10 protein-coding genes are annotated in these 12,120 nt (G+C 48.2%); 1 reads left to right on the top strand and 9 read right to left on the bottom strand.

Translation table 11 applies throughout. From position 1 onward, the window contains the following. Window positions 1-141 precede the first annotated feature (141 nt). Window positions 142-555, top strand: coding sequence for an EamA family transporter (locus QM657_RS14315; protein ID WP_415067374.1), 414 nt, complete (start codon window positions 142-144; stop codon window positions 553-555). A 71-nt stretch (window positions 556-626) separates the two neighbouring features. Here the strand turns inward: QM657_RS14315 and QM657_RS14320 are convergent, their stop codons facing one another. The 9 genes from QM657_RS14320 to QM657_RS14360 form a co-directional block, all read right to left on the bottom strand. Then, window positions 627-1,640: an ABC transporter permease subunit gene (locus QM657_RS14320; protein ID WP_415067375.1), complete on the bottom strand. Its 1,014-nt coding sequence runs from the start codon at window positions 1,638-1,640 to the stop codon at window positions 627-629. Then, the gene (locus QM657_RS14325; RefSeq protein ID WP_415067376.1) at window positions 1,641-2,696 is read right to left on the bottom strand and encodes an ABC transporter permease; all 1,056 of its coding nucleotides are present in this window, start codon (window positions 2,694-2,696) and stop codon (window positions 1,641-1,643) included. Further along, window positions 2,689-4,209, bottom strand: a complete 1,521-nt coding sequence (locus QM657_RS14330; RefSeq protein WP_415067377.1) for a sugar ABC transporter ATP-binding protein — start codon at window positions 4,207-4,209, stop codon at window positions 2,689-2,691. The genes QM657_RS14325 and QM657_RS14330 overlap by 8 nt, the downstream gene beginning before the upstream one ends. 146 nt (window positions 4,210-4,355) lie before the next feature. After that, a complete protein-coding gene (locus tag QM657_RS14335; RefSeq protein WP_415067378.1) occupies window positions 4,356-5,414 on the bottom strand; it encodes an ABC transporter substrate-binding protein in 1,059 nt (352 codons plus the stop codon). A gap of 169 nt (window positions 5,415-5,583) precedes the next feature. Beyond that, window positions 5,584-7,020, bottom strand: a complete 1,437-nt coding sequence (locus tag QM657_RS14340; protein WP_415067379.1) for a sensor histidine kinase — start codon at window positions 7,018-7,020, stop codon at window positions 5,584-5,586. Beyond that, a complete protein-coding gene (locus QM657_RS14345; RefSeq protein WP_415067380.1) occupies window positions 7,004-8,632 on the bottom strand; it encodes a response regulator transcription factor in 1,629 nt (542 codons plus the stop codon). The genes QM657_RS14340 and QM657_RS14345 overlap by 17 nt, the downstream gene beginning before the upstream one ends. Beyond that, on the bottom strand, window positions 8,629-9,759 hold the full coding sequence (locus QM657_RS14350) for a GntR family transcriptional regulator (RefSeq protein ID WP_415067381.1): 1,131 nt from the start codon (window positions 9,757-9,759) through the stop codon (window positions 8,629-8,631). The genes QM657_RS14345 and QM657_RS14350 overlap by 4 nt, the downstream gene beginning before the upstream one ends. A gap of 16 nt (window positions 9,760-9,775) precedes the next feature. After that, on the bottom strand, window positions 9,776-10,465 hold the full coding sequence (locus QM657_RS14355; protein WP_415067382.1) for an L-ribulose-5-phosphate 4-epimerase: 690 nt from the start codon (window positions 10,463-10,465) through the stop codon (window positions 9,776-9,778). Window positions 10,466-10,493: 28 nt separating this feature from the next. Next, the gene (locus QM657_RS14360) at window positions 10,494-12,092 is read right to left on the bottom strand and encodes a xylulokinase (protein ID WP_415067383.1); all 1,599 of its coding nucleotides are present in this window, start codon (window positions 12,090-12,092) and stop codon (window positions 10,494-10,496) included. Between the last annotated feature and the right edge of the window lie 28 nt (window positions 12,093-12,120).

The following is a 12,120-nucleotide window of genomic DNA, read 5'->3' on the forward strand; positions in this document are numbered from 1 at the left end:
TGTTGTTCTCACAACTTTATTTATGATACTACATTTGTTTCCATCTGTCAACCGGTTTTCTTTAAAAATTGTATTGCAGCTTTTCCCAAACAGAGCTACAATAAAATATACAGTAAATACATTCATACAGGAGGCTTGTTTATGTGGTTCTTTTTTGCTCTTCTTTCCTCTATTTTTGCCGCCTTCACTTCTATTCTGGCTAAAATGGGCATCAACGGAGTCAATTCCAATCTGGCTACGGCAATCCGGACGATTGTTGTGGTGCTGATGGCATGGCTGATCGTCTTCTTAACGGGAGCCCAAAGCGGAATTTCTGAAATCAGCAAAAAAAGCTGGATGTTTCTCATCCTGTCCGGCATTGCCACCGGAGCATCCTGGATCTGTTATTACAAAGCCCTCCAGATGGGAGAAGCTTCAAAGGTAGCCCCTGTGGATAAGCTGAGCATTGTCCTGACGGTTCTTCTGGCTTTTTTGATTCTCCATGAGCAGATCACCATAAAAAAGCTCATTGGAATTCTTCTGATTACAGCAGGAACCTTCGTCATGATCTTATAAGCGGGGCAAAAAGCAAAATGCGTCAGGAACAATCCCTGGCGCATTTTGCTTTTTCTTATCTTTATCTGGTTCTACTTCTCCTTTGCTTTTGCAAACAAACTTTGCAAAATAATAAAGAAAGCCAGCAGTGCCGCAATGGTAATCTTAGTCCACCAGGAGGATAGTGTTCCCTGAAAGGTGATAAATGTTTCAATCGTCCCCTTTATCAAAACCCCAAACAGGCTTCCGAACACATTTCCCACACCGCCGGTCAAAAGAGTTCCGCCAATGACCGCAGAGGCAATGGCCTCCATTTCAAATCCTTTGGCCTGCTCCACAAACCCGGCACAGGTATTTAAGGCAAACAGAAAACCGCCCAGGGCACATAAAAAACCGTTCATAACATACACCAGAAGTTTTGTTTTCCTCACATTCAGTCCCATCATCAGGGCCGACTGTTCATTTCCGCCTACTGCATAAACGGCCCGGCCGAATTTTGTATATTTCAACAGCACAAACACCAGTACCAGCACCGCCAGGGCGATTATTACGCTGGGATAAATAAAGGGATAGTTAACCACACCCTTTTTATTGACAGTGCCCCCCAGAAAGGTTAAATTGATCTTGCTTTTTGCCCACTTCAAAAACATCTCATTTTTCACGCTTATCATTTCCTGGCTGATGATGGCCGTCATTCCTCTTGCAAAAAACATCCCCGCCAGGGTCACGATAAAGGGCTGTATTTTTAAATATGCGATGAAAAATCCCTGTGCCAGACCGAAAACAAGGCCCATGACCAGAACTGCCAGAAGGGCTGGAACAGCTCCTATTCCCTTTATTTCCATCATCCAGGCCATCATCATACAGGTCAGTGCTACCACCGAACCGACGGAAATATCAATTCCTCCGGTGATCATGACCATGGTCATGCCTGCAGCAATGACGATCAGGCCTGCATTGGAAATAAAAAGGTTTAAAAATACCTGGGGCTTTGCAAACCCCTTGCCGCTGAAGATAACCATTCCGGCTATGTACATCACTGCAAACAGGGCAATGGTAATCATGAGCAGAAATACTTTTCCGTCGATTTTTCCCTTGTTCTTCATCTAAGCCACCTTCCTTCCGGCTTCACGGCCTGCCTGAAGCTTTTTTACCAGCCTCTTAAGCTCTGCCGACTGGAGAGCCACAATAATGACCACCACCGCAGCCTTGTAAACAGGAATCTGGTCCGGAGAAACTCCCATAGCGTATAAGGTGGTGCTTAAGGCCTGAATGGTATAAGCGCCGATAACGCTTCCCAGCAGGGAAAATTTACCGCCTCCCAGGCTGTTTCCTCCCAGAGCTACCGCAAGGATGGCATCCAGTTCCAGGTTCAGACCGATGTTGTTGGCATCCGCCGAATAAATCCTGGAAGAGGCCACCAGCCCTGATATGCCGGCACATAAGCCGCAGAATGCATAAGAAAGGAATATAATCCTGGCAGACTTAATTCCCATAAGCCTGGAGGCCCTGGAATTAATGCCCACCGTCTGGATATAAAGCCCCAGAGTGGTTTTTTTTAACAGGACATAAGTCAGCACCACCACGATCAGTGCCACAAAAACCGGAGTGGGAATTGGAATTCCCGGAATGCTGGCTCCCAGCATCTTATAGGACTCCACACGGATATACGTAATCTGTCCCTTTGTGATGAGCTGGGCAATCCCCCTGCCTGCCGTAAATAATATGAGGGTGGCCACCATAGGCTGAATCCGCAGCCTTGCCACCAGAAATCCGTTAAAACAGCCGCATAAAATTCCGGCCCCTGCTGCTGCCAGGACTCCCAGCAAATAAGGATTCTGAAACTCATTGACTGTCTGCTGACCCCCTGCCAGAATAAAGCAGCACACCGCCCCTGCCACGGACATGACTGCTCCCACGGAAATATCCGTACCTCCTGACGCAGCCACCACCAGGGTCATCCCCACAGCCAGAATCACCAGATCGCTGGCCCGGTTGATCACATCAATGATGTAGCCATACAAAACACCGTTTTTTATGGTCACATCAAAAAAACCAGGAGTCTTTATAAGGTTTGAAAGCAGCACAAGAACGAGGCAGAACAGAGGCAGAAACAGGCGGTATCCTGTTAATCTCTTTATAATTACCGGTATCTTATTCATCTCTCTCACCTCCTGCAATGGCTTTCATAATGCTGTTCTGGCCCAGTTCTTCCTCTCCCAGCTCTCCCACCTTCTGCCCATCCCGGAGCACCGCCATACGGCTGCAGGTGCGCAGCATCTCTTCTATTTCAGAGGAAATGAACATCACCGACTTCCCCTCCTGGGCCAGCTTTACCACCAGCTTCTGGATCTCTGTCTTGGTTCCCACATCAATTCCCCGCGTCGGTTCATCCAGAATGAGAAAATCCGGGTCTGTGAGAAGCCACCTGCCTAAGATGACTTTTTGCTGGTTTCCTCCGCTTAAGCTCTTGATGGGAGTTTCCATGGTGGCTGTCTTGATCTGTAAAAGCTTTATATATTTATCCGCAAGCTCTTCCTGCTCTTTTCTTCCAATCAAGCGAAACATTCCCCTTTTTGCCTGAAGGGCCAGGATGATATTGTCCCTGACAGACAAATCCGCCACAATCCCCTCCTCCTTCCGGTTCTCAGGAAGATAAGCCATTCCGGCCATCATGGCATCAAGGGGAGTATTGACCGAAACCGCCTTTCCGTTTACTTTCAGCTCCCCGCTGTCCGGCTTATCCGCACCGTATAAGCTTCTGGCAAGCTCCGAGCGGCCGGAGCCTAAGAGGCCCGTAAGGCCGATTACTTCTCCCTTATGCACCTGTAAGTCATAAGGCTTTATAGTACCCTGCCTTCCGACGCCCTTTGCGTCAATAACCACATCCCGGGATTGGACCTTTGCCTCTTCCCCCTTCTTTATGGCAGACAGATCGTCGAAATCCTTTCCCATCATTTTTGCCACCAGTTGTACCCTTGGAAGCTTTTCTGTTTCATATTCCCCTACCAGACCTCCGTTTCTTAAGACGGTGATCCTGTCGCAGACCGCATAGACCTGTTCCAGAAAATGAGTGACAAATATAATACCCACTCCTTCCCCCTTTAAGCGGTTCATCAGTTTAAACAGCTTCTCCACCTCATTGTCGTCAAGAGAAGAGGTGGGTTCATCTAAAATCAGAACCTTTGCCGACATATCCACTGCCCTTGCAATGGCAAACATCTGCTGTAAGGCAATGGAGTAATTCTCCAGGGCTCTGGTAACGTCGATGTGGATATCCAGGCTTTCCAAAAGCTCCTTTGCCTTTTTATTCATGGTCTTCCAGTCGATCAGCCCCCCATGTCTGGGCTCCCTCCCGATAAATAAGTTCTCGGCCACAGATAAATTGGGACAGAGGTTTACCTCCTGGTACACAGTACTGATCCCATGTGCCTGGGCCTCCTGAGGCGAGTGGTTTATAATGCTGCCCTCGATTCCGGCAATGATTATTTCTCCTGTTTCAAACTCTTCCACCCCTGTTAGGACCTTGATGAGGGTGGACTTTCCCGCTCCGTTTTCCCCCATGAGAGCATGGATTTCCCCGCCTCTCAAGGTAAAATCCACATGATCCAGGGCCTGGACGCCTGGAAATGTTTTCGATATGCTGCGCATGGTTAATACAATTTCCTTCGCCATTGAAACCTCTTCCTTTCCTCCCGCTCTCTGCCTTGCGGACAGCCTTTGGGATTAAAAAAGGTGCGGGGAGGAGAACTAAAAACCTCCCTGCCCCTGCACCTGTTTATTCTGCTTTCATCCTCTTTCTGCCGCAGACGGCCGGGGGATTAATATGCGCGCTTTGGTTTCTCTGCTGCTGCAGTATCTGCCGGATATACGCCTTCCTGTACGTATGCAATCTTGTCAACGCTTTCGCCCTTTTCCAGCTTCTGAATGATTTCAGATACGCGGGGACCGTGAAGCGGGTTGCATTCTACGGATACGTTCATGTCTCCGGCGATCATGGCGTCAAAGGCTGCCGCAACCGCATCAAAGGAAATGATGATAATGTCTCCATCAGGTCCGCAGGTCTTTCCAGCCGCCTTGATGGCATCAATGGCTCCGAAAGCCATATTGTCATTCTCTGCAATTACAACATCGATGTCATCATAAGTCTTTAAGAAGGATTCCATAACCTCCTGGCCCTTTGCCTGGGTGAATTCGCCGGTCTGGCGCTCTAACATCTTCCAGCTGGGGTGATCCTTCATCTTTTCTTCCACACCGTCAGTACGTCCGATCTGTGCGGAGGAGCCGATGGTACCCTGAAGAGTTACAATATTGATGTCCTCGTCTGCACGGTTATTTTTCTTTAAGTAATCATCAAGCCATGCAACCGCATCATAGCCTTCCTGAAGGAAGTTGGAGCCAACCCATGCGGTATATAAGGAATCGTCGGATACGTCGATCATACGGTCAACGATAATGACCGGTATTCCGGCATCCTTTGCTTCCTGTAACACAGTATCCCATCCGGTTTCCGTAACCGGAGCGATTACGATATAATCCACATCCTGCTGAATAAAGTTGCGGACCGCCTTTAACTGGTTTTCCTGTTTCTGCTGGGCATCGTCAAAAATCAGCTTATAGCCGTTGGCTTCCGTAAAGGTGGATTTCATGGATTCGGTATTTGCCGTTCTCCAGTCAGACTCCGCACCTACCTGTGAAAAGCCTACTGCGATCTGTTCCCCTGCGGTTCCCCCTGCTTCTGCCTTTGTAGTTTCGGCTGCCTTGGTTTCCGCGGAAGCCGCCGCTGTGGTGGTGGCTGTCTGGGAGCCGCTGCATCCGGATAAAACCACGGCTGCGGTCATGGTTGCCGCCGTCATAAAGCTGAGTAATCTTCTCTTCATATCTTTCCCTCCGTTTGATATAGTGTCTGCTGTTTTTGTATCTGCCTGTATCATAGCTTTTTGCCCCATATTTCTCAATGGAAAATCTTTTGCAAACAGTTGAGTTTCTTACGCCTTTAAAGCCTATTCCTTCAAAAAGTTGGATTTTTTCGGAAAAAGGTTGATTTTTTTAGGCAGATCTCTGAACCGCCGGAATCTGTACCGTAACAGAGGTCCCCACCCCGTATTGGCTTTCTACAGAAAGGCCGTAGTCTGCTCCGAAATTAAGCCTGATCCTCTCCGCCACATTGGCTATGCCAAAGCCTTCCCGCATGTCCACATCCTCTCCTCCCCTGCTCACCAGCTTCTGCATTTTTAAGAGGGACTCAGGCTTCATGCCGATTCCATTATCCTCTACCCTTAAAAAAATGTCATTTCCTTCCTGCCAGCCGCTGATCTTTAAAAAACCCTTTTTCCTGCAGTTCTTGATGCCGTGATAAAGGGCATTTTCCACAATGGGCTGAAGGGTCAGCTTCATAATGGAAAAATCCATGATTCCCTCTTCAAAGTCAATTTCATAATCCAGAATATCCTCATACCGGAAATGCTGGATCTGGAGGTAGCTGTTTATGTGCTCCGCCTCCCCTCTTATAGCAATAAAATCCCGCCCGTTGTTAAGTCCCATCCGCAGGAAAGAAGAAAGGGCCGTTACCATTTCCACCACCTCCTGATGGCGTTTTCCCTCTGCCAGCCAGACAATGGTGTCCAGGGTATTATAAAGAAAATGAGGGTTGATCTGAGCCTGGAGAAGCTTCAGCTCCGTCTTCCTTTTCAGTTCCTGCTCCTGCCTCACATGGTCAAGCAGCTCCCCGATGCGGAACACCATATGGTCATACTGGTCGCTTAAGGTCTGAATTTCCTCAATATTGCTCTTAGGGGCGCTGACCTTTAAGCTTCCGCTGGCAATCTCCATGGTATAGGCGCACAATTCCTCAATGGGCTTTGTGATCTTCTTTCCAAAGGTGGTGAAGGAAATCATAAGGAACACGATGATGTAAGCGCAAATCACAATACACAAGGCAATGACCTGCCGGATCTGGGCATCCAGCTTCTTTCGCATGGCCTCCAGGTTATTTGTCTCGCTGTATATGTAGTCGGACATGGTTTCCTCAATCAAATCGGTAATGACGTAAATGTCCTTGTCCAGACGCTCCATATTCCGGTCATAATCACCGATGACGCTGCTGGTGCGGATATCCTCAATCCGTTTTTCCAGGATGCCGATGAGTACCAGAATACCGTCCAGCCCCTTTTTGCTGCTCTCCTGAGGGGTGGAGTCCTTTAGCTGTTCAAACAGCTTTCTGTAGCTTTCCAAGTCCTCGTAAGGATTTAAGGAATCAAAGGAATCCGCCCCTATGGCAATACGGTACATCTTATAATCAATGTTGGATTTAAAATCGAAATTAAACTCCGTAGCCATGGTTAAATTCCGGATGCTCTGCCGGTACTGTTCATTCTGCCACGCCATTACATACAGCAATATCCCAATCATGATGATGACTGGGATAAAGACAATGGCCTGCATAGACCGTATTTTTGCTTTGATTGAATCACGCTTGCGCTTCATTTTCTCCTCCTGACCGAAATGCCTTTGGGGTGATTCCATGAGTCTTCTTAAATAAGTAGCTGAAATAATGAGGGTCCTTATAGCCCACCTGGTAACCGATTTCCGAGGTTCTTAAATCTGTCTTTAATAGAAGTTCCCTTGCCGCATCCATCCGAAGTTTTGTTAAACATTCTACAAAGGTGATGCCCATTTCCTGACTGAAAATGGTGCTGAAATGGTTGGGACTGATGTTGACCACAGAAGCCACCGCATTTAAGGAAATGTCTTCATCCTGGTAATGGGCTCCCATATAATCCCTGGCTTTTTCAAGGACCAGCCGGTACTTTTTCCGGGAGCAGGTATTCCTTAAGTTAATGGCTTTGGAAAGAATGGACCGGGTATAGGAAACCGCCGACTCCTCAGAGCCTGCGCTGGGCTGAAGGGTCTGAGCATCTCCAAGCTCATTTATGACCTGCTCCGGTTCAAAGCCTAACTGGGTCACAAACCCCACCGCCGCCAGATACACATCCATTAAAATGTACTGCCTGAATATCAGGGATTTAAAATTATTTCCGCAGGCGTCTACATATTCTTCCACAAAATACTTTACCTCAGGCGCTGAACCATTCTTAAGAAAGTTGGGAACGATGTCCCTGCTCAGCCGGCTCATATCCATTCCGGCCATGCTGATTCTTTGGGAATCGTCATGAAGCCGGACCGCCTCCTCTGCCGTAAGAAACTGGTTGTGCTCCAGCATGTAGCGGCAGGCATAAGCCCTGCTTGCTCCCTTAAAACAGGACTTAATCTCGCTGAGTCTGGAGACAGGCATTCCGATTCCCCCGAAATACTCCAGCTCCGGACAGTCCCTCACCAGCTCTGCCAGAAGCTGTTTCCAGGAGAAAACTTTCCTCTCTAAATCCTCCGGATCATTTCCCATGACCAGGAAAGCATAGCCTTCCGTCAGCCGGTTAAAGCCGATTATATCTCCCCTGCTGTCCAGCTCCTCCTTTAGCCTTTCGTCAAAGATCACCCCTTCGTCCGAATACTGCTCCTGACCGCCGGAGTCCTTTGCCTGGAACAGGATCAAATTATACATAGGCGCACTTAAAGACAGGCTGTGCTCCTGTCCTTTTAAAAGAATTTCCTGAAGTCCCATTTTTCCCGACAGAATGGTGTCAAACAGCCTGTCCCTTTCCATCCGCTTCCGCTCTTCCTGCTGCTTTAAAAACTCCAGCTTGTAGCCCCTTTCGCTTCTCTCCTGCATAATGGTGTCGCTCATGCGCTCCAGGGCCTCCAAAAGATGGACACTGGTCACAGGCTTTAACAGGTAATCCGATGCCCCTATTTTTATGGCCCGCTTTGCGTACTCAAAATCATCGTAGCCGCTGAAAAATATGATATGAATGCCTGGGATCTCCTTTTTCACCATTTCGGCCAGTTCCAGTCCATCCATAAAGGGCATCCGGATGTCGGTCAGCAGAATATCCGGTTTTGACTTCAAAATCAGCGGATAAGCCAGCTCTCCGTCAGAGGCCTCGCCTGCAAAGTCAAACCCGTATTTCCCCCATGGAATTCCGTTCTTAATACCCTCCCGGACTATTTTTTCATCTTCTACAAGAAAAACCTTCATCATTTTCCTTCCCCCTTCGGCAATCCGGTCTTCTCTCTGCGGTCCCTGCAGGATTCCCGGACCACCAGCTCTGGTTTCAGGATACGTTCCACTTTACTTTCTTCATCAGAGATGCCATTCATCTTTTCCAAAAGAAGCTCCGCTGCCACGGCTCCCAAGCGCTCTTGGGGGTGGGCAATGGTGGTCAGTTTTACCTTTCCGTTTTCTGCTATAAAGGAATTGTCATAGCCTGTAACGGAAATATCTCCCGGCACCGACCGTCCGCTTTCTTCAATGGTTTTTATGATCTCCAATGCAATCTGGTCATTGTAGCAGACAATCCCGTCTATGGGGGCGCCTTTCTCAAGCATATACGTTAAGATGCTTGACGGCTTCGCCATGCGGTCTTCCGTATGGAACCAGATCACCATATCCGGATCATAAAGAATTTCTGCTTCCTGAATGGCCTTTACATAGCCCTTGTGCCGATCCTTTCCCTGGCTGTCATCTGCTTTGAATATTCCCAGAATATGCTTATGTCCCAGATCCAGCAGATGTTTGGTGACCAGATAACCGCCCATACGGTCATCCATCAGGATATGGGGCTTATCTTTCATCTGGTCATAATATCCCTGTATGAACACATAAGGAATGCCGTAAAAATCCAGCTTGTCATACAGCCCCTTATGCCTGCACATGATCTCGCTTTTGCTTGGCTCTATAATAAGGCCGTCAACATCCTTTTCAAGGATTTCCTCTATGCACTTGATTTCCCGGCGCCTGCTGTTTCCCGTATTCTTCAGTATGATGCTGTAACCCTCCGCAGTAAGCACCCGGTCAATTCCCTGGATCAGCCGGGGGAAAATGTAATCGGATAAGTAGGTAGTAATTACCGCAATGTTGCCCGAACCTTTTTTTCCAAACCTTTTTCTGGAAACAAAAGTTCCCCGGCCATGCTCCGCCTCGATGAATCCCTCCTGTTCCAGAATGGAAAGGGCTTTTCTCACCGTATGGCGGCTGACATGGCAGGAGGACGACAGTTCATTTTCCGAGGGCAAACGGTCCCCCGGCTTTCTTTTTCCTGAAATAATGTCTTTTTTCAGTTCTTCCATCAACATGTAATATTTTGTTTTTCCATTGTCCTCCGCCATATAGCACTCCTTACTATTAATTCTGTCCGTAATATGCATTGGGCCCATGCTTCCGCATAAAATGCTTATCCTGCATGCACTGGGGAGCCGATGTTACCTGAGGATTTAACAGTTCAGTCATGAGACTCATCTTAGCGGTCTCCTCCAAAACAACGGCATTATGAACCGCATCGGCCGCATTGGTTCCCCATGTAAAAGGGCCGTGGTTTTTGCATAGAACAGCAGGCACGTGCATGGGGTCCATTCCTTTGAACGTCTCAATAATGACCAGTCCCGTATTTTTTTCATATCCTTCCTCAATCTCTTCTCTGGTGAGATTCCGGGCACAGGGAATTTCACCGGAGAAATAATCTGCATGGGTGGTGCCGTAGCAAGGCAGAACCCTTCCTGCCTGAGCCCAGGAGGTTGCCATAGGAGAATGGGTGTGGACGATTCCGCCGACAGCTTCAAATGCCTTGTATATCTCTAAATGAGTGGCAGTATCTGAGGAAGGATTTAATTTCCCCTCTACCTTATTGCCCTCCATATCTATGACCACCATATCCTCCGGCGTAAGTTTTTCGTAATCCACTCCGCTGGGCTTGATAACGAAAAGACCCATTTTGCGGTCAATGCCGCTGACATTGCCCCATGTGTAAGTAATAAGTCCTTTTCTGGGAAGCTCCATGTTGGCCTCATATACTTCTCGTTTCAATTCCTTCAACATGTCAAACCCTTCCTTTCTTCTTCCAGAATCACTTTAAGCTGTCCACTGCAGCCCGCTCAATAGAAAGTCCTTTTTTGTACCGCTCCATAAAAACGGCAAAGCCGGCTTCATCCTCAAGGTCCGGTTCTATTCTGATTCCCGATTTCCCATGAAATACTTTTTCTGCCAGATAGTGATCCAAAGTCTCTTCCTCACCCTTTTGGATCATGTAAGAAGCCAGAAGAGCAGCTCCCCAGGCGCCTCCTTCTCCTGCAGTCTCCATAACAGAGACCGGAACACCCATGGCAGCAGCCATGATCCGCTGTCCTGCTTCCTTTGTCTTAAAGAGACCGCCATGACCTAAAAGAGCATCCAGTTCAACCCCTTCGCCGTACAGAATATCCATTCCGATCTTTAAGGCTCCCAGAGCCGTATATAAGTGGACCCTCATAAAATTTGCCAGATTAAAGCGGCTTTCCGGCGTGCGGATAAACAAAGGCCGCCCCTCTTCAAAATGAGTGATATGCTCTCCTGAAAGATATCCGTAAGAAAGGAGGCCTCCGCCGTCTTTGTCACCTTCCAGGGCTTTCCGGTAGAGATTGGAAAACAGGACGTTTTTATCGGTTTCTATTCCCATGGTTTCCGCAAATTCCGCAAACAGGGATACCCAGGCATTTAAATCCGAAGTACAGTTGTTGCAGTGGACCATGGCAACCGGATCCCCGGCAGGGGTTGTCACCAGATCAATTTCTGGGTAAACCCTTGAAAGCTCTTTTTCCAGCACCACCATGGCAAACACACTGGTTCCGGCGGATACATTTCCCGTCCTTCTTGCTACGCTGTTGGTGGCAGTCATTCCGGTCCCTGCGTCTCCTTCCGGGGGACACAAGGGTATTCCAGCCTTTAAATTGCCGCTTGGATCGAGGAGTCTTGCTCCTTCTTCTGTCAGGGTACCTGCTTCCTCTCCTGCGGTCAGCACCTGAGGTAGAATATCCCGAAGCTTCCAGGGCAGATTTTCAGAGGAAACCAGCTGGTCAAACTGCCTCACCATCCGTTCATGATAATCCTTTGTGCCGCTGTCCACCGGAAACATGCCTGAACAGTCTCCGATTCCCAGCACTCTTTTTCCTGTCAGCTTCCAGTGCACATACCCTTCCAGAGTGACGAGATAATCAATCTCCGGCACATGTGCTTCTTTATTGAGAATGGCCTGGTATAAATGGGCGATGCTCCATCTCTGGGGAATTTGGTAGGAAAACAACTCCGTCAGCTTTTTTGAAGCGTCCTCTGTCATGGTATTTCTCCAGGTACGGAAAGGAACCAGAATTTCCCCCGCTTTATCAGAGGCCATATATCCATGCATCATAGCAGAAAAGCAGATAGCGCCTACATTTGTCAGGGTTTCTCCGTACTGCTCTTTTACAGCTTCCGCCATCTTCCGGTAGCTGTCCTGCACCCCTTTCCATATATCGGAAATCGAATAGGTCCAGATTCCATCTATGTACTGATTTTCCCACTCATGACTTCCGGAAGCAATGGGTTCATGATTTTCATCCACCAGCACAGCTTTGATCCTGGTAGAGCCCAGCTCCACTCCAAGGGCAGTCCTGCCTTCCCGTATAGCCGCCCCAATTATATTTTTCTCCATTGAAACCCCCTCCTCTTGCCTTTCATGA

The sequence above is a fragment of the Lacrimispora sp. genome, assembly GCF_047605665.1.
GTDB lineage: Bacteria > Bacillota > Clostridia > Lachnospirales > Lachnospiraceae > Lacrimispora.

What these genes read in the sequence shown, in the direction of transcription:
- QM657_RS14330 (WP_415067377.1), bottom strand. Translation starts at nt 4,209, where the DNA reads ATGGCGAAGGAAATTGTATTAACCATGCGCAGCATATCGAAAACATTT.
- QM657_RS14340 (WP_415067379.1), bottom strand. Translation starts at nt 7,020, where the DNA reads ATGAAGCGCAAGCGTGATTCAATCAAAGCAAAAATACGGTCTATGCAG.
- QM657_RS14345 (WP_415067380.1), bottom strand. Translation starts at nt 8,632, where the DNA reads ATGATGAAGGTTTTTCTTGTAGAAGATGAAAAAATAGTCCGGGAGGGT.
- QM657_RS14360 (WP_415067383.1), bottom strand. Translation starts at nt 12,092, where the DNA reads ATGGAGAAAAATATAATTGGGGCGGCTATACGGGAAGGCAGGACTGCC.
- QM657_RS14325 (WP_415067376.1), bottom strand. Translation starts at nt 2,696, where the DNA reads ATGAATAAGATACCGGTAATTATAAAGAGATTAACAGGATACCGCCTG.
- QM657_RS14335 (WP_415067378.1), bottom strand. Translation starts at nt 5,414, where the DNA reads ATGAAGAGAAGATTACTCAGCTTTATGACGGCGGCAACCATGACCGCA.
- QM657_RS14350 (WP_415067381.1), bottom strand. Translation starts at nt 9,759, where the DNA reads ATGGCGGAGGACAATGGAAAAACAAAATATTACATGTTGATGGAAGAA.
- QM657_RS14355 (WP_415067382.1), bottom strand. Translation starts at nt 10,465, where the DNA reads ATGTTGAAGGAATTGAAACGAGAAGTATATGAGGCCAACATGGAGCTT.
- QM657_RS14320 (WP_415067375.1), bottom strand. Translation starts at nt 1,640, where the DNA reads ATGAAGAACAAGGGAAAAATCGACGGAAAAGTATTTCTGCTCATGATT.
- QM657_RS14315 (WP_415067374.1), top strand. Translation starts at nt 142, where the DNA reads ATGTGGTTCTTTTTTGCTCTTCTTTCCTCTATTTTTGCCGCCTTCACT.